At 43.0% G+C, this 18,037-nt stretch carries 13 protein-coding genes and 1 pseudogene; 2 read left to right on the top strand and 12 right to left on the bottom strand.

Annotation, left to right across the window (positions count from 1 at the left end):
* Nucleotides 1-457: 457 nt before the first annotated feature.
* The 7 genes from R7041_RS16160 to R7041_RS16130 form a co-directional block, all read right to left on the bottom strand.
* On the bottom strand, nt 458-1,711 hold the full coding sequence (locus tag R7041_RS16160) for an HD-GYP domain-containing protein (protein WP_005381029.1): 1,254 nt from the start codon (nt 1,709-1,711) through the stop codon (nt 458-460).
* Nucleotides 1,712-1,841: 130 nt separating this feature from the next.
* Nucleotides 1,842-2,840 carry a LacI family DNA-binding transcriptional regulator gene (locus R7041_RS16155; protein WP_064368781.1) on the bottom strand — a complete coding sequence of 333 codons (999 nt, stop codon included), beginning with the start codon at nt 2,838-2,840 and terminating at the stop codon, nt 1,842-1,844.
* A gap of 104 nt (nt 2,841-2,944) precedes the next feature.
* Complete coding sequence (chbG, locus tag R7041_RS16150; protein ID WP_005381046.1) at nt 2,945-3,700, bottom strand: chitin disaccharide deacetylase; 756 nt, start codon at nt 3,698-3,700, stop codon at nt 2,945-2,947.
* Nucleotides 3,701-3,718: 18 nt separating this feature from the next.
* Nucleotides 3,719-5,041 carry a 6-phospho-beta-glucosidase gene (locus R7041_RS16145; RefSeq protein ID WP_005381048.1) on the bottom strand — a complete coding sequence of 441 codons (1,323 nt, stop codon included), beginning with the start codon at nt 5,039-5,041 and terminating at the stop codon, nt 3,719-3,721.
* A 12-nt stretch (nt 5,042-5,053) separates the two neighbouring features.
* The gene (locus R7041_RS16140; RefSeq protein ID WP_031777269.1) at nt 5,054-5,365 is read right to left on the bottom strand and encodes a PTS lactose/cellobiose transporter subunit IIA; all 312 of its coding nucleotides are present in this window, start codon (nt 5,363-5,365) and stop codon (nt 5,054-5,056) included.
* Nucleotides 5,366-5,416: 51 nt separating this feature from the next.
* Nucleotides 5,417-6,751, bottom strand: a complete 1,335-nt coding sequence (locus R7041_RS16135; RefSeq protein WP_005381064.1) for a PTS sugar transporter subunit IIC — start codon at nt 6,749-6,751, stop codon at nt 5,417-5,419.
* A gap of 88 nt (nt 6,752-6,839) precedes the next feature.
* Nucleotides 6,840-7,145, bottom strand: coding sequence for a PTS sugar transporter subunit IIB (locus tag R7041_RS16130; RefSeq protein WP_064368782.1), 306 nt, complete (start codon nt 7,143-7,145; stop codon nt 6,840-6,842).
* A gap of 247 nt (nt 7,146-7,392) precedes the next feature.
* Between R7041_RS16130 and R7041_RS16125 the strand changes: the two are divergent.
* A pseudogene (locus tag R7041_RS16125) lies at nt 7,393-8,675 on the top strand (carbohydrate-binding protein).
* Nucleotides 8,676-9,228: 553 nt separating this feature from the next.
* Here the strand turns inward: R7041_RS16125 and R7041_RS16120 are convergent.
* Nucleotides 9,229-10,791: a sensor domain-containing diguanylate cyclase gene (locus R7041_RS16120; RefSeq protein ID WP_213912453.1), complete on the bottom strand. Its 1,563-nt coding sequence runs from the start codon at nt 10,789-10,791 to the stop codon at nt 9,229-9,231.
* A 592-nt stretch (nt 10,792-11,383) separates the two neighbouring features.
* Here R7041_RS16120 and R7041_RS16115 point away from each other — a divergent pair.
* On the top strand, nt 11,384-12,724 hold the full coding sequence (locus R7041_RS16115; protein ID WP_250157701.1) for a putative bifunctional diguanylate cyclase/phosphodiesterase: 1,341 nt from the start codon (nt 11,384-11,386) through the stop codon (nt 12,722-12,724).
* A gap of 198 nt (nt 12,725-12,922) precedes the next feature.
* On the opposite strand, the gene R7041_RS16110 is transcribed toward R7041_RS16115, so the two are convergent.
* The 4 genes from R7041_RS16110 to R7041_RS16095 all read right to left on the bottom strand — a co-directional run bounded on the left by R7041_RS16110 (nt 12,923) and on the right by R7041_RS16095 (nt 18,023).
* Nucleotides 12,923-13,450: a hypothetical protein gene (locus tag R7041_RS16110; RefSeq protein ID WP_213912433.1), complete on the bottom strand. Its 528-nt coding sequence runs from the start codon at nt 13,448-13,450 to the stop codon at nt 12,923-12,925.
* Between the two features lie 321 nt (nt 13,451-13,771).
* Nucleotides 13,772-14,392 carry a hypothetical protein gene (locus R7041_RS16105; protein ID WP_318114872.1) on the bottom strand — a complete coding sequence of 207 codons (621 nt, stop codon included), beginning with the start codon at nt 14,390-14,392 and terminating at the stop codon, nt 13,772-13,774.
* 98 nt (nt 14,393-14,490) lie between these two features.
* Nucleotides 14,491-15,159: a hypothetical protein gene (locus R7041_RS16100; RefSeq protein ID WP_318114874.1), complete on the bottom strand. Its 669-nt coding sequence runs from the start codon at nt 15,157-15,159 to the stop codon at nt 14,491-14,493.
* Between the two features lie 170 nt (nt 15,160-15,329).
* Nucleotides 15,330-18,023: a hypothetical protein gene (locus tag R7041_RS16095; RefSeq protein ID WP_318114876.1), complete on the bottom strand. Its 2,694-nt coding sequence runs from the start codon at nt 18,021-18,023 to the stop codon at nt 15,330-15,332.
* Nucleotides 18,024-18,037: the final 14 nt, after the last annotated feature.

Raw genomic sequence — 18,037 nt, 5'->3', positions numbered from 1 at the left:
ACTTTTGAAAAAGTAAAACAAAACAGCTCAAGGCTGCTTCCCAATTCGAATGGTCACTTCGTTTCATTGAAACCTAATTTGATACCGAGGTATCGAATTGGATTATCATCAACGAGTGCCCACACAGATTGATAGGTCTATATTGTTAAAGAGCTTGCTTTGCGAGAAGTTTTTCTCTCAAAGCGGAGGTGCATTCTAGCGATTTAGTTGTTAGTGTCAAACACTTTTTTAAACTAATTTTTTGTAGAAGCTTTTTACCTCTTCGACCCTGCTAAAGCCTTGTGGCGTCTGCCGTGTCGATGGATGCGCATTATAGGGAGAAGATTTTCTTTGGCAATACTAAAAATGCATTTTTTCTAAAAAAACATGCCAAATGGATACTTTCCATCCAACCCTAAAATTACCCAGAAATAACACTCAGGATTTATACAATTTACCCACAAAAAGCTGTGGATAACTACTCATCACTATCAAAGAAATAAGAAATACGCGAACGCGGATTTAGATACTCTTTTACTTTATCCGGTAATTTTGACGGATGAATCGCGTTAACTATCTTTATATCTTTTGAGGCAAGATCAATGATTGGCGCTTGCGTCCTTGGTACTGATGGATCGTAAACCAAGACATTCGGGAATAATAAATGCGATGCATTCACTGAGATAACCAGGCCGACCATATTATTAGAAAGCTGAACTACGGTACCCGGAGGAAACACGCCCATAAACTTAATTAGGATGTTCAGGTTCTCTTCTTTATATAGGTGTTTACAGTTCTTATATAAATGAGAGAGTGCGGTATAAGGAATCTTTTGGTCTGAGACTATCGGGGTATGGCACAAGTTATCAAACGCATTGGCTACAGCAATAATTTGAGCAAACTCGTTGATCTCATCTCCTTTCAGGCCTTTAGGATAACCAGACCCATCTCTTAGCTCATGGTGCTGCGCGATCACAATTCTCGCGACTTCGGGAAAAGCCTCGATTTGACTCGCAAGATCGACGCCATATTTAGTATGCAACTTTAAGTAGTTGGTTTCTGGCTCTGTTAGAGGTAGTTGCTTTCTTAATATTGCAGTCGGGATTTTTATTTTCCCGATATCATGGAATAGTGCGGAGAAGGAAAGCTCTTTCAACTGTGCTGCTGAGTACCCTTTAGCACGGCCAATCATCATCGAGATAACAGCCACGTTCAATGAGTGGAAATAAATATCTTCAAACTCATTTTTTCCGTTCATCAGATGTAACGTAACATTATCATCGCACATTAACTTCTCGACGATATCTTCAATAAGAAGCTTTGCTTCATCAACTGCTGCTGTCGGACGGTTACGGATTTTAGTCATGACTGAACGCATACGTGCCAGAGAGCGCTCAAACTCTTTTTCACACTGAATCACGCGTCGACGGTATGCACTTAACTTTTCTATGCGGTTCTGTTTTTCTTGCCACATTTTTTGAGTTTCATGATCTAACGACGCTTCATTTGTTACTCTGTCAGCTTGTCTTTGATCAACAGGGAGTGGAACGGCATCGCTTTGCTCTGGATTAAAGTAAACGAACTTTACGCCGAGGTGGCGGATCATCTCGACTTGCTCTTGGTCTTTAATCTTAAAGCTATTGAGTAGAAAGGGGTGATCGTTCCACTTTAGCGGAAGACGGATATGTAATCCGGGTTGAATACGATCGACCGTTAGTTTAATGGCTGCCACTTATTCACTACTGATTTATATTTCTTAAGAGAGTTAGAATACTAGTAAATTTTGTGAATAAATTCATCAGTAACTATCAAAACATCAAACCGTTATTTCTAAGCGACTCACTTAATTAGATAGAAGTAAGCTACTTTAAGGAGCGATCTGCTTTGCGTATTTTAAGCTTGGCCTCGAACACTGGCTTGTCTATTACTTCTTGATCTGTGACTAGCCCCATTAACGTTTGTACCGCTACACGGGCCATGTCACTGATAGGAAAGTGCACTGCTGATACTGTAGGGTAAAGACTTTCACAAAGATCAACACTGTCAAAGCTAGTTAATGAGATTTGCTCTGGTACAGAAATACTGTGCTCGTGTAAGTACTGCATTGCGCCAACCGTCATTTCTTCACTGCACGAAAAGACAGCCGTCACATCAGGGTGTCGTTGTAAAATTGCAGCCATTGCATCATAACCACTTTGCCGGCCATAATTCCCTTCTTCACACCAGCTTTCATCAATATCTATACCAGCATCCTTCATTGCATCAATATACCCAAGCTTTCTCAATACACTGTTATGACGTTGGGATGGACCGGCAATACAAGCAATCTTTCGATGACCACCAGCTAAAAGGTGCTCAACGGCAATACGGCTTGCATGATGATGGTTAAAGGTAACACAACGCTCTTCTATTCCTTCCACGTAGCGATCCAGGAGAACGAAAGGTGTTGGCTGTTTAGCTAGTTCACGTAAGTCATCATCTGACAAATAACGACTATGAAGTACATAGCCGTCACAACGTAAATCATTAAAACGCTGAATTGCCTCTTTTTCACCTTGTGCAGAATGATGGCCTTGAGCTGTAATCAAAAACTTCTTATGAATATCCAGCTCGGTCTGAACCTGCTCCATCATCTCGCCAAAGAAGCCCCCCGTATAGTAAGTCACCAATAACCCAACCATATTACTGGATGAGGTTGCGAGTGAACGAGCAATTGCACTGGGACGATAATTCAATTGCGCCATAGCCTGCTCTACTTTTTTTCGAGTTTCCTCACGAAATTTCCCCTCTCCATTAATAATTCGAGAAACGGTAGAGCGATTTACACCGGCGAGTTCGGCTACATCTTTAATCCTTGCCATAATGCTATTGGGTCCAACTGCAATTGTTATTAAATATTCGTTTGTATAGAACGGCTGCCAGCAATTCGTAAGGTGCTATAGGGGGCGAAGCTGGCAGCCTTTAATCATACACCGACCATTTGATTGGTAGAAACAAGCTCAGAGTAATCCGTGACAGTTATACCATGATGAGCTAACTGTTCTTTTAAAATGGGAGAGGTAAGAACTTGTAACTCTAGCTCTCGCTGAAGCGCATAGCCACTCTTTAAGATAAGCGCCTGATCGGCCTCTGCCGGGTGGCACATCACCTCAACCAAGTCATAGTCAGCTTTTAAGCTCAATAGATGTGCCATTAAGCCATCCAAGCTCACTTTTTGATCATAAAACTCATCAGTAAAGATATACCTGATTGTCATCGATTCTTGACACAAGCCAGTGCCCCGCAGTGGCACTCGGTATTCATTCGCTACTTCTTTAATAACGGGCAAAATTTGAGGGTGAGTATGCGCGTGATGATGGCTATCTAAGTGGCTTAGCTCTAACCCAAGCGATAAAAAATGTTCCACCTGAGCTTTTGCTTCATCATAAACGACCTGAGTTTCGAAGTCCTGCTTACTCCAAAGTTCGTCATAGTTGATAAAGTGCGCTCGGCCGTTAGTCAAGTTACGATGCTTCGTTATAGGCACACCTGCTGTAAACCTAAGATGAACGCCAACTTTCAAGTCTGGATTATGGCGAGCTAGTTCTAAGGCATGTTGCTCAGCATCCATACCCACCATCATGGTGGTTGAATGAACCACACCTTGCTGATGAGCTTTAACGATGCCGTTATTTACACCTCTCGTTAAACCAAAATCATCAGCATTAAAAATGACTTTCATCGGCGCCCTTCCTTAGTCTTACAACGTCGTTAGTTTAAATTGAGGTAAATACGGAGCGTTCACCGCCAGAATATCATCCAGGATTGACTTGGCGCGGCCAATGTCAGGCACCAATGGGTTATTGGTTAATGCCATAAGCGCCTTGTCATAATTACCTTCGACAGCAGCTTCTATTGTTAGCTGCTCATACGCTTTAACTTGATGGAGTAATCCTTTGATATTGTTTGACAACTCGCCAACCGCAAGAGGTTTCGCCCCCCAGCTACCAATCACGGCACTACATTCAATCACAGCATCGTCAGGTAGGCCGTTGATCGCTCCATTATTTAAAACGTTAACAACATGAATACTATTACGATTGTTATAAATTGAATCAACTAGGTTCAGTGATGCATCAGAATAATAAGCACCACCCCGCTCCTCTAACTCTTTCGGCTTATGATCGAGGGTAGGATCTTGATAGAGCTTAAATAGCGCATTTTCTGTTTCCATTACCTGCTCAGCACGAGTGCCTTTTTCATCGGCACTTTGTTTCTCTTCAGCAAGCATGGCATCAGTTTGGTAGAAGTAACGATGATAAGGACATGGTATCGCCCCCAGTGCTTTTAGAAATGCCGGATCCCACGGCTCTTCCCAGATATTCTTCATACTGAAGTTGGCACCATCACCAACTTTCTCTAATACCGTTTGAGTAATATCTTCCCCATTGAGCCATGCTTTGTGTACCCACACGAGATGGTTTAACCCAGCAAACTCAAGTTGTAGCTCTTTTGGCTCGCACTCCATCATTTCTGCAATCATCATTTCCATTGAAACGGGCACATTGCATAAGCCAATACTTTTTACTTTGGTGTACTTACTGACCGCTTCGGAAACTAAACCCGCTGGGTTGGTGAAATTGAGCATCCATGCGTTTGGAGCCAACTCTTCAATGTCTTTACAGATATCAAGAATGACCGGAATGGTTCGCAGTGCTTTAGCAAAACCACCAGGGCCCGTTGTTTCTTGGCCGATGACGTCGTACTTGATTGGGATTCGCTCATCGTTAGCGCGTGCAGCAAGGCCACCAACACGAAACTGCGTCATCACAAAATCCGCATCTTTTATCGCAGCACGGCGATCGAAACCGGCTTTTATCTCAATTTTTGCTCCGGCTTTATCGACCATTCGCTGAGCCAATCCTTTGATGATCTCAAGCTTCTCAGCTCCTGACTCAATGTCCACAAAATGGATTTTCTTAACGGGTAAATATTCTAAGCGCTTAATAACCCCTTCAACCAATTCCGGGGTATAGCTACTACCACCGCCAATAATGGCAAGTTTGATCGCCTCTCTAGACATTTTCATCCCCCTTTACTTGTTCGAGATTTTTTTGTTCAGTGCGACGATTTCTACAGCCATCTCTTGAGCCAAAATCGTAGTCATCAGGTGATCTTGAGCATGCACCATCACTAACGTCATCGGGACTTTCCCTTCTCCCTGATCTTCTTCAATAAGCTGAGTCTGTATTAAGTGGGCTTTATTAATGCACTCTCTTGCTTGAGAGAGCTTCTCGTCAGCCGCTTCAAAATCTTGTTCTCGAGATAAACGCAATGCCTCGTAGCTTAAACTTCTGGCTTCACCAGCATTGCAAATGATCTCCATCACAACCAATTCTTGTTCCATCATTTTCTCTCCGAAAATCGGGCCGCGGTAATTGCGGCCCATTAAGCACAGTTAAGCAGTAACGCCTTCGCCTGACGGCTGCGTGTCACCTTTAGTTTCCTTCGTCGTTGGTAGTTCTTGCTCCAACATTTGCTTCTCAAACATTTTGAAGAATGGGAAGTAGATGATTAGATCAAGAATCAATAAACCAATGACGAGCAATACTGGCGCAAAGGTCCAACCGCTACCCCACGAAGCACCTATCAGTGCCGGTGTTGTCCAAGGTGTTGTAGCGACACCCATACCCACAAAGCCGACATGCACAGCAAAATACGCAATCGTAGCGTTGATGACTGGAGCGAAGACGAACGGGATAAACAAGGTCGGGTTCATCACAACTGGGCTACCGAAGATCACTGGTTCGTTGATTTGGAAAAAGCCAGGCACCGCACTCATTCGACCAATGCTCTTAAGGTGAACAGAACGGCTAAACGACATCAGCATAACAAGAGCAAGTGTTGCACCAGAGCCGCCAATAAAGATGTAAAAATCCCAGAACGGTTGAGTAAATACGTTTGGAATCGGTTCACCTGCAACAAAGGCTTCAATGTTGGCACCAATGTTGGTCAAAAAGATTGGAGAAAGCAGTCCAACAACAATTGCAGCACCATGAATACCCGCAAACCAAAGCAGCTGGCAAAGCAATAAAGCGCCAATAATGGCAGGCAATGAGTTAGACGCACTAATTAGCGGTTTAAAGATAGCCATAACAGCATCTGGAATCAGCATGTCGTACTGGGTTTGTACGAAAAGGCTAAGTGGATATAAGGTAATGAATATCGCTAAGACTGGTAGCAATACTTCAAATGATCGCGCAATCGCCGGTGGCACCTGCTCTGGCATGCGAATCGTAATATTGTGCTTTTTCATAAAACGGTAGAGCTCCACCGAGAAAAATGCACACATCACTGCGGTGAAGATCCCGGTTCCGCCCATGTGAGACATAGACAAAGCGCCATCTTTAGCTGGGGCCGCTATGAGTAAAAAAGACATTAGTGACAATACAGCACTCGTGATCCCATCCATCTTGTAAGCCTTCGCTAAACTATAAGCAACGCCCAGCGAAACAAAAATGGTCATGATCCCCATCGACATGTTGTAGGGCATCATTATGGTATCAAAATGTGTAGTGGCGAAATCGAGCCAAATTCGACCAAAAGTAAAGGTTGTATCTTCGGCAAATGGGGGGAATGCAAAAATCAAAATGAAACTACCAACAATAATAAACGGCATTGCGACAATAAAACCGTCTCTCATTGCGCGAACATGGGGCTGATTCCCCACTTTAGCTGCTATAGGGGCTATATGCTTTTCGACTGCGCCTATAATTGCGTCATAAAGCTTCATAGAATCCATCCTTATTTTAGGCAAAAGAATCCCGCATCAAATATTTATATTTGATGTACAGTTATCTTTTTTAATTTAAAACTATGGTTTAGTTAATTAATTCTAATGCTTGCTCTAGTACTTCCTCTCCCTTCATCATTCCATAATGCTGAGGGGAAATCGCGTCAATGTTTTTACCATGCTCTTGCGCCGTTTTTCTTAGCTCTTCTAGCTGAAAACGTACTTGAGGCCCGAGAAGACAAACATCGTACTCTTTAATTGCATCTTCAAATGCATTCACTGACATCGCATCAATTTTGCATTCAATTCCTTTATTTTCAGCAACTTGCTCCATTTTCTTAACAAGCATACTGGTTGACATCCCTGCGCTACAGCATAAAAGGATCTTTTTCATAGCCTTACTCCCGTTGTGTAAATTTCAACCTGCAAAAACTGTAGCAAAAATAACCAAGACAAAAAAGCGCAACCGGTTGCATTATTCGTGAACACAATCCCAATTTAGAAAATACCACCTATTTTTTTATAATTATTTAGGTCTAGGATAAAAGTCATAAAATAATTTAAGACATCACATTAAGTTTCAAATTATCAATATTTTACTACTGACAACGTCGTTATTAATTTCTTAAAAGGAATAGAGAATGAAATTTAATAAATTGGCTATTGCAACGCTTGTAAGTGCCGCACTATCACAACACTCATTTGCTCAAACCGACTCTAAAGGCACAATTTATCTAACGTTTGATGATGGACCAATCAATGCATCTATTGACGTTATTCAAGTACTTAACCAGGAAGATATCAAAGCGACGTTTTACTTTAATGCTTGGCATTTAGATGGAATTGGTGATGAGAATGAAGACCGTTCCCTAGAAGCCTTAAAGCTCGCATTAGACACTGGTCATATTGTTGCAAACCACAGTTACGATCACATGGTGCACAACTGCGTGGATGAGTTTGGACCGAACAGTGCTGCGGAGTGTAATGCGACCGGGGACCACCAGCTTAACTCGTATCAAGACCCTGTTTACGATGCCTCAATGTTTACGGAAAACTTATCTGTGTTAGCAAAGTATTTGCCGAACATTACAAGCTACCCGAACTACAAGGCAACAGAGTTTGCTAGACTGCCCTACACCAACGGTTGGCGCGTGACGAAAGACTTCAAAGCAGATGGGTTATGTGCCACGTCTGATGACCTGAAACCTTGGGAACCAGGATATGTATGCGATACATCCAACCCATCCAACAGTGTAAAAGCAGCTATCGAGGTTCAAAATATCCTAGCGAATAACGGCTATCAAACTCACGGTTGGGATGTGGACTGGGCACCCGAAAATTGGGGCATTGAAATGCCAGCAAACAGCCTTACAGAAGCAGAAGCATTTCTTGGATATGTGGATTCCGCGTTAAACACTTGTGCACCAACAACGATTAACCCGATCAACTCCAAAGCTCAAGAGTTCCCATGTGGTACACCTTTACACGCCGATAAAGTTATCGTATTAACTCACGAGTTCCTATTTGAAGATGGTAAGCGTGGCATGGGGGCAACCAAAACCTACCTAAGCTCGCTAAGTTTATACAGTTAGCAAAACAAGCGGGTTATGACTTCGACACAATGGATAACTACACACCGAACTGGCAAGTTGGTCATAACTACGACGCTGGCGATTACGTCTTACACCTAGGTACTGTATACCAGGCTGTAACAAACCATACTGCGCAACAAGATTGGGCACCATCTCCAACCTCTAGCCTTTGGACAAATGCAGACCCAGCCACTAACTGGACTCAGAATGTTTCCTATAAACAAGGTGATGTGGTGACTTATCAAGGTTTGCGTTATCTAGTTGATGTACCGCACGTGTCCCAAGCAGACTGGACTCCGAACACTCAAAATACCTTGTTCACAGCTCTATAGGCTGTTCCTACTATCACCATGTAGTAGTTTGCGCGAGGCATACCCCTCGCGCTTTTTTGTTTTGAAGATCCAGATACAACAAAGCCCCGACTTTCATCGAGGCTCTGTCTTAAAATATGGTACCGGTGGACGGAGTTGATTGGACTGGCATTCCTGCCGCCACCGCGAAGGCAACGCTAACTTCCTTTTGATATTTACGAGCACCTAAAACGACGAAAGGCCGCTATAAAAGCGACCTTTCTATGTATGGTACCGGTGGGCGGACTTGAACCGCCACGCCCGAAGGCAACGGATTTTGAATTCCCCTTAAGCTCTTGTAATAACTTGCATTTAAGAGGATTTTTTTGGATATCAAGGACCATGAAATATGATTTCATTGGATCTCTTTAGCACGCGTCAAGCACAGATTTAAAATGGGAAAATGGTACACACACTTGACCACTCTTTGTAACACGTTTCTGGGCAAAACTGTTTTAGCACAATTAAGTAAAAATTATCTAAAGTATGACAAACTCGCTTAGATGGGTGTTCAGATCAGTATCCATTTATTTTATCATCTGAACTTATGTACCTCAGTTCTATTTCTACCGTTATGTTTTGCTTGGTAAAGTGCATCATCAGCACCTTTAAGAATGGCGCTAATCGGCTCTCTTTCGGCTAACCATTGGGATACTCCGATAGAAATCGTCACGTGACCTACGACATCAAACTCATTGGATTCAATGGACTTTCGAATTCTCTCGGCAACGTACTCAGCCTGACGTATGTCTGCTTTAACTAAAAAAACCATGAACTCTTCTCCGCCAGATCGGCAGACAATATCCACCTCTCGCGCCTGCGCCTTGATCATATTTGCCACACTGATGAGTAAAGTATCACCGACATCATGACCAAAGGTATCATTCACTTTTTTGAAGTAATCAACATCCAGAGCGAGCACAGAAAATGGAGTGTTTTGTATACGCAAATTATCAATGGCCTTATCTAAACCTCTGCGGTTTAACAACCCAGTCATAGAATCAGTTAAGGTATCGAGGTGCAGTTGATCAATTGTGTTGGATACAATATTGAATGTACTGACGAATGAACGCTTCAGGTGTGACGCTTCAAAATACCAAGGTTTCACTTTATTTAAGTCTCGTTTAGTCGAAGTGTGGCTTTCAAAGTTTTTGACGACACTCGCTAATTGCCATAATGGTTTTGAGATAAAAACCGAAGATATCCAAATAATTAAAAGCGTGAGCGCACCAATTGGAAGCGTTGCCACAAATACACTCCACATTTGGTCATTAAGCACTGACAGAGTGAGGCTTTCCGATTTCGCAGCAACTATCCCCCAACCAGAATAATTGACTGGTGCGTACCCAGCAAGCATATCAATACCCTGAGAGTTAATGATAACTTTCCCACCTTTCTCTCCCTGAGTCACCTCATTTATTGCTTCATTATTGACAATGACTTCTCCCACTCGTTGTTTATTAGGGTGATAAATCAATGTCCGATTTTTATCCACAACATAGAGGTATGACCCATCTCTGTAGCCATGGTGCCCAAGTATGCTCATTAATATGTTTTTCTTATCGAGATAAATGCTCCCGCTAACGTAACCTAAATACTCTTTTTGTGCGGAGAAGATAGGGTACGAAATACTTATTAGATAATTACCTGCCGGGGATACGAACGGATTCGTGACGATTGGAGCCTTAGCGTTCAACGATTGTAGCGAACTGTCTGTTGTTAATTGGACACCTTTCACTCGTGTTGTTTCTGGTGAAACGGAAATGATGACCCCTTTCGCATTGACGATGACTACAGAGTTAAAAGAGTCAGTTTGGGTTCTTAATCGATCTACTTCTTGTTGCAACGCATCTGAATCACCTATCCTACTCCCAAGCGTAAGTGCGCTATACTCCAATTGAGACAAAACTGATTCAATGAAAGTGTCCGTTATTTCGGCCATTTTTTCAGCGTAAACACGATTGGATTCAATGGTGTTGGTGACAATGAGGTCATGTTGGACACGATATATGGAGTAAAAAGCGTTCAGAAGAGTGACCAATACACTAAAGATGCTTAGAATCAGAATAAGTTGCCTCAAATTCAACTTGTCTTTCATCCGTTTTGATTCACCCACATATTCCATAAATTAAGTCACCCATTGGTTTATTCGAAGTAATAATACGTACTACTGCACATGTGTTAAATCAAGTTTTAGTAGATTTTGACATTTCTGCATGAGATATGAAACTCTTATACTGGCTTATATCTATTTTGAAACTGATATGGCCGACATAGATAGAAAATAGAGCCAGTAGCTGACCAAAAAACAAGCATCAAGATCAAAATGCTAGCCGATACTTGAAGGGTTCAAAAAAGTAAAACTTATATTTAGAGGGTCTTGATGCTACTAAACATTAGTTTTCATAGTAAAACTATATGTTTAATGTAGCATTTTAAACAGTTTAAGTGATGTGTCACTAGCTTGATATTCGATGTAATGATAGGTTAATCATATAAGTATGACCTTAGTCATGGGCAGTACACGAGTAATACTGTGGTCTATATGAAAAAAAAACTCCCTCACCTCCGCTAAACTCGTTTTTGCTTACTTTGTATTCGCGTCACTGTGGGTTTTATTCTCAGATAAAGCGGTAGAGCTCCTATCTAGTAATCTACAAGTATACACGTTGGTGCAGTCACTAAAGGGTATGCTATTTATCGTGATCACGTCTCTCTTGCTATGGGGGCTGATAAAAAAGAACAACCGAGATATTGAACGGGCCAATGACATTGACTATGTGACAGGCCTGCATAGTCCCTACGTCTTTTTTCGCTATTTGGAGCAAAAGTTCAGTAGTGCCAAAGAAAATGAACATTATGTTCTCTTTCTTCTCGATATTGACAACTTTAAGCCCATTGCCGATCAACTCGGCTTTGAAAAGAGCAATCAATTTTTAAAAGACATAGCACAATCTATTAGTTCGTCTACTGTCTCTCCACTTTTCTCTTCAAGGACTCATTCGGATGGGTTTGCTTGCTTGATTCGCATGCACGACGAGAAGCAAATTGACAGGCACCTAGCACTTATTCAAAGGCAGTTTAGCCAGCACTCAAAACGTCATGGCATTGATGTAACGTGCTCTATTGGTGTTGCGCTCTATCCATTTGATGGAGAAAGCGTTAAACAGCTCATGTCGTCAGCCAAATATGCGCTCGCTCAAGCAAAGATAACGAAAAACACTATCCGGTACCACGACAAAAAACTCGCTGAGCAAGATCTCCAAAGAAAACAGATGATTGCAGATCTACGTAACGCAATACGAAAAGAACAAATACAGATCGTATTTCAACCAAAGTATCATCTAAAAGATAAGAGAGTAACTGGAGTTGAAGTGCTCTCTCGCTGGAAACACCACCAACATGGAGATATATCTCCTGCTGTATTTATCACGCTGGCAGAAGAGAACAATCTCTGTAGTGCTTTAACAACACTAGTTATCAAGCAAGCATCAAAACAACTTAAAGAAACCCAGCTCCTAGGATATGCCATTCAAAGCGTATCGGTGAATATTTCTGCTACTGAGATAAATAGTGTCGAAGACATGCGCCAAATCGAAACTTACTTAAAACAAGACCGTGATTTTGCGCAATACCTATGCTTTGAAATCACAGAGACAGCTACGTTAAAGGATATTGAGCAATGTGCAAGTCTAGTAAAGAAACTGAAGAAGTATGGTGTAACATTCTCCATTGATGACTTTGGTGTTGGCTATACCTCATTTGGCATATTTAATAAATTAGACGTTGATGAAATCAAGATAGATAGTAGTTTCATCAAAGACATTGCTATTGACTATCGATCAAGAGCAATTACTTCCGGCATCGTTGATATAGCCAAGGGGTTTGGGATTCAAGTCGTTGCTGAGGGCATAGAGACCCTTGAACAGCTGTGTATTCTTGAGGAGTTAGACTGTGAACAAGCTCAAGGGTTTTATCTAAGTCGCCCAGTCCCTGTTACGGCATTAAATAAAAGCTTAAGTATGATGTAGCATCGCAAAGTTCACATACTTAGAAGCTGTTTATCGTTTGACAGATTAGTGAGATAAACCATGGAATTAGTAGGCTTTAGGTAAACCCAGTTAAGGTAATTATTTTACCAGAGAAAGAAAAATCCGAGTGCTTTATCAACACTCGGATTTTTGGTTTAAGGCGTTACTTGATGACGCCATTCACAACGCTACGGCAAATTAATGCTCTGCACCTAGAATGATCACATAAACGTCTGAGGAAACACTGCCGTGTGTTGTCCACTCTCCAAGCCCTAGCGAATCGTAGTGTTGTTCTTGAAGTAGTTTTTTGACTGCAATACCTAGGTTATCGTAGCTCCAAGACGTCATCGCGATGGTCTCTTTGAGGTTAATAGGCGTATTATCAGCATCTTTAGCATTAGAAATGACAATGTTGCCATCCACATAGTCCCACGTGCCGATACCGACACTTTGATCGTCTTCTTTCACATTGACGCTACGCTCACCATTTTCCAGCTCGTAGAATACGTAGCTTTGACCCTGTTTTTTCAGGGTAAAGCTTTTCGAGGGTTGGTTTCTCACCAAGGTTGTCATTGCCGACTCGATGTTCATCGTTGTATTGCTGGCGGCTTTACAGTCAGAGAGCACTGTTTGATACTGTTCAAGGCTCGATAGAGACGTTGGGATATCGTTTTGCCCCCCAAGAGTCGTCACCCATAATACAAGACTGGATTCCTTGATGCTCAATACGTGCTGCTAGTGGTGCCATTTTATCGGTAAACTCAGGTGCCAGATCGGCAGAAATAGTGTAGAACTGACCGTTGATTAGGTCGGAGTCTTTCTTCTGAAATCTTGGTAACCACCCCACCACCTGTACGCAAACTAAACATATAGAAGCATCTCAGCAACCGCTAAGCCTTAAGCCATATTCGCCCCACAACTATAAATAGAGACGGCAATAGTTACTGCGCAGTTCTTCCGGCAACAGGCTCACCAACTCAAAACACAGGCAACAAAAAAGGGAGCAGCCACTCAACGCAACTACTCCCTTCAAAACACCAATTCGGACTACTTCAGCTCATAGAACAATTCGGTCAAACCAGCTTCACCAACTTGTTCCACTAACTGAGCAACAAAACCATCAAACTCATCAGCAAACCCAATTTTCGCCAAACCATACTCAGCGGCAACTTGATCCAATGACAGGTTGCTAACTTCACCCTTATTCTTAGCTCGACGAGCCTTGTCATTCAGCGAGGTAACGGCCTTACCCAAATCACCACCAGCAACCAGCGCGGGATGAGCAAGCAACAAATGGCGCGCAGACGGATAGAGCTTACCTTGGTAGAACATAGGTTTGGACTGACCTTTTAACTTCTCACGCTCGGTGTGAGCAGCAGACAGCGCTTCCTCTACAGATATGCCAGCCTTTATGCGGTTCATCAGCGTACTTTGCGCCACACCTAGCTCTCTAGCAGCTTGGCGCATACTTGAGTACTCGCTGCCGTCTATAACAACTTTCTTGCGGTAGTCACCTTTAGGGCGCGCTTCTAGTTCAAGGGCTTGCTCTAGCGTCCAACCGAACTTAGTAACGCGCTCATTAACCAGCTTGGGGTTCAAGCCATAGTGACGCGCAGCAGCAGTGCGAGAAGGGAACTCGACACCCTCAATTTCATAGATATTTTTCATATTGTTATCTCTTTTCAATTTGCTAAGCATAAAACCACACCGAGGCCGCCTGGAACAAGCCAGACGACCTCTGTATGGTTACTTACTCAAAATAGGTCTTAAAACGGCGCATCATCGTCTACAGGAGCTTTTTGAGCTATACCCTCGCCGAAGCTGACCTTAGATTTAATCTGCTCATACAACGCCAGCATGTCGCGTACGAGTTCTGCGTTCGGTCTAGGCAGTCCGTTGGGCTTCACCCAGTTCTGTTGCTTCCACTTCGGTGCCCATTCAGTGAGCGTTTTTATCGTCGCGGCATCCATCCCTTTAATCTCGATAGAACTCACCTCCTGATCTAGCAAACTTTTAGCGATGTTTAATGTGTGCATACAGAGCTGGTAGCGCATTGCCGAAACTGTAGACTTCTTAACTTCAAATATTTGCGTGTCACCACCTACAACCGAAACCGTCGAACCCTTACCGCCAACACCAAGCTTACAGGTAATGGTCTTTTTCGTAGGTCTTGCTGTGAAAGCACTCAAGAAGCTTAAATCTTCTTTTGGTCGAGAATTACTGTATCGATTTCTCTTAGGCTTACTGTGCGCAAGGCGAGCATCACGTTCAGACACCAACTCCTGCAAGTATTCTTCGGCTTGTTTGTAGGTGAAAGCCCCCTTCTTCTTACCACCGGGGTTAGCAATAATTTTCTCGCATTCAGTCCATGTTTTTACGATACGAGCTATGTCGTTGTTTACCGATGCGTAAAAGTTAAATTTTTGATTAGCCATAATAATGCTCCTTAAAATTTTATTGAGTTAGCCGCCGGAATGACGGCTGTGGATTTGAATAAATGTCATTGCGTGTGAGGTTGGGCTTCTTATATCCCCAACGGTGCAATGATTGATTGGTAAAAAAGCCCTTTGAGATAAGGGCTTTCGATAGGTCAATATTTACGATCTCAACGGGCGTTGAGAGCTTCTCGCAGTGAGGAACGAGATTCAGGGTTGAAGAGGATTTCAACTTCGAAGTCAGGAAACTTCGAGACTATTAAGCGAGCTAAGTTGATGGTCAGCTCTGTCATCGGTACAGCGCCTTCAATCAGTTTGGTATTCTTAGCACTACGTACTGCGGTCGCTTTGGTTGGATAGCCAATATCGGTCATCCACTCAGCTAATGCTTTAGCGCTAATCTGCTTCTTGCTCATACCACCTTGCTCTTGCGCGTAGAAACGCAAGAATAAGCGCGCCATTAAGCTGTCCGAAGTCTCATCAGCCTTTAAACGCAGGTCCTTGTGACTCGTGCTTTCTGCCATTACCAAACGGTCTTGCCATGAGCACCAATCATCAACATCTTTTAGAACATGGGACTTGCGCCAGCGATCAAAGCGCAATCTTGTAAACAGCATCTCATCCAAAGACTTGTGTGGTTTGGTTTCAAGCGCGATATGCTTACGTCCTTGCACATCAATCATCACCGGATTCAATAGTTCTCGCTTCTGGTCGAACTCCATGTTCAGGAAGATAGACCGCTTTTCCAACATCAGATCCTTATGCTCTAAAAAGCGCATCCGGTTCGGTGTCAGGTAGCTACCATCAACTTTGTCACCTGGTTTACGGGTTAAATATTTATCCACCATATAAGCACTTTGGTCATTGATGGTTGGATCGACTTTAACGCCACCTTTAGCCAGTATTGGCTCAAAACCTTCACTCTCTATAACGGTGTACTGAGCACGAGTCTTAGCACCGATCAGTTGCTTCGCTTGATGCTTGAGTTCTAGTACTTCACCGCCAGTTGGGTCTATACGGTGGTAGAGCTCTCGGAACCGCTGACAAATAGGACCTTTTAAGTCTATTTCATTCAGATCAGCATTAGTCAGGAAGCCGTCTGTCGTCACTGAAACAACAACCTTGTCATCGGGGATGCTATGAAGCATTTCCCCCAACAAGGCTCTAGCTAAGCCAGTCGTGTAAGCGGCGAAAAATGGGTTGGTCAAAGTCGATGGTGGTAGTTGTGTAGAGTAACCAGCTTGGATATCGAACGACCTCTTTGGGCGCAACGATTGAGCTAGCTTTCCATAGCAACTATTCAACATTTCCTTAGTCAATTTCTCGTCAAAGCTATTTTTAACGAATGACTTACGCCGTTCTCGCCCCCAGCGCATGAAGTCTTCGAAGATTCGTTTATCATTCTTCCAGGGCACGACAAACGCTTGCTTGATGATAATTTCTGCACCTTGGCTATAAGCAACTTCAAGCTCATGACCTGTACAGTGCGTCTCACCCGATAGCGGAAATATCAATCCATACTCAGATCGAACGGCTAAACTTGGGAAGCGAGTATGTTCAGGGAACTTAAACTCAACCCAAGCCAAAGCACATTTGTCTCCAAACAGCTCTTTCAGATCTCTGGTCATGTACATCTGGTCGTAATCTAACTCTCGCAGACCTAGCGTAATCGCCGAATAACATGATGGAACGTCATAATCTCGCCAAGTATCAATAGGAGTAGGACCAGCGATAAATGACTCGTTGCGTCCTCCATGGTAGGCCATGGTCGAAAAATGCTCTAATGTCATGCGAGCTGTTACAGGCACATCACGAGTTATCGTTAGCGGTTTACTTCGGTCAGAAGGCCACACTTCTTTAGTCACCTTCTCAAAACCAAACAAACCACGGTAACCGCGCTTATCCTCCAAACTATTAACAAAGGCTTTAACGGCAATACCACCGATGGTGAACGGAACCGAATTTAGACCGAGTGTATTTTGACAGAAGGAAGAAACACGCTCGAAATGACGAGCACTGATAATTGAATCAGTAATTGCATACTCAGCGAATTTCTCAGGCTCTGCTTCCAGAAACTCATCCATTCGAGAGATAGAGTACGGCTCTGGAATTTCTACCTTTGGAATCTTCAATAGCTCTCCGACAGAGGCTAGTGACGATCCATTGGGCGAAAGCAGCATGGTGTCGTAGAACGTGATATACAAGGTGTGTCGGTTGCGGGATTTGTCGTGAACATTGAGAGGCTCTTTATCGATACGTCGAGACATGACTTTATCAAGTTCCAGTCCGTATACGTCATCAAGACTCGCCACCGTCTTACGTAAACCTTTGACATGTGTCTTGAGTTGGTCAAAAGCTTGGCTGAAGTTAAACAAATCTGCCGATAGCCAATGAGCACACAAAATGATGTCAGTAGGCCACTTATCAAGTACTTCATCTTCCATCGCTTTTTCAATAGCCTGAACCAAGCATTTGTCCAGTGCTAGTCGTCCCGATTTTTTTGTCGATTCAGGGAACAAGATAATAGTTGATAACTTGCCCTGGAACAGAACAGCAAATTGGTAACTCAAGATACGGTTGTAGCCTCCGCATTCAGATTCTACATACTCAGTATCCATAGCTATCACGGGGCGTTCAAAGAACGGAGTTGCCTCTCGTCGCTTTCGCTTAGTTTGCTTCTTCTTTTTGGGCTTACGACCCACCAGAGGTTTGGCTTTGCGCTTAACGCTATCAAAAGGAGTGGGCTCACTAGGTTGAGCTTCACCCCAAGAACTTACCGCTTCTTCTTCAGTCCAACCGGATGTTGCTAGGTTGTCCATACTTAAGTCAGAAGCCTGCTCTAACCAATCAAAATTTTCAATCATATAACTACTCTCCA

Origin of the sequence: Vibrio sp. 1751, assembly GCF_033339895.1 — a bacterium.
Taxonomy (GTDB): Bacteria; Pseudomonadota; Gammaproteobacteria; order Enterobacterales; family Vibrionaceae; genus Vibrio; species Vibrio alginolyticus.
This window is presented reverse-complemented; position numbering and strand designations above follow the sequence as displayed.

Bases quoted from the DNA above. Each gene is read 5' to 3' on its own strand.
- R7041_RS16145 (WP_005381048.1), bottom strand. From the start codon at position 5,041: ATGTCTAGAGAGGCGATCAAACTTGCCATTATTGGCGGTGGTAGTAGC.
- R7041_RS16105 (WP_318114872.1), bottom strand. From the start codon at position 14,392: ATGAAAAATATCTATGAAATTGAGGGTGTCGAGTTCCCTTCTCGCACT.
- chbG (WP_005381046.1), bottom strand. From the start codon at position 3,700: ATGAAAGTCATTTTTAATGCTGATGATTTTGGTTTAACGAGAGGTGTA.
- R7041_RS16120 (WP_213912453.1), bottom strand. From the start codon at position 10,791: ATGAAAGACAAGTTGAATTTGAGGCAACTTATTCTGATTCTAAGCATC.
- R7041_RS16140 (WP_031777269.1), bottom strand. From the start codon at position 5,365: ATGGAACAAGAATTGGTTGTGATGGAGATCATTTGCAATGCTGGTGAA.
- R7041_RS16130 (WP_064368782.1), bottom strand. From the start codon at position 7,145: ATGAAAAAGATCCTTTTATGCTGTAGCGCAGGGATGTCAACCAGTATG.
- R7041_RS16100 (WP_318114874.1), bottom strand. From the start codon at position 15,159: ATGGCTAATCAAAAATTTAACTTTTACGCATCGGTAAACAACGACATA.
- R7041_RS16115 (WP_250157701.1), top strand. From the start codon at position 11,384: ATGCTATTTATCGTGATCACGTCTCTCTTGCTATGGGGGCTGATAAAA.
- R7041_RS16135 (WP_005381064.1), bottom strand. From the start codon at position 6,751: ATGAAGCTTTATGACGCAATTATAGGCGCAGTCGAAAAGCATATAGCC.
- R7041_RS16155 (WP_064368781.1), bottom strand. From the start codon at position 2,840: ATGGCAAGGATTAAAGATGTAGCCGAACTCGCCGGTGTAAATCGCTCT.
- R7041_RS16095 (WP_318114876.1), bottom strand. From the start codon at position 18,023: ATGATTGAAAATTTTGATTGGTTAGAGCAGGCTTCTGACTTAAGTATG.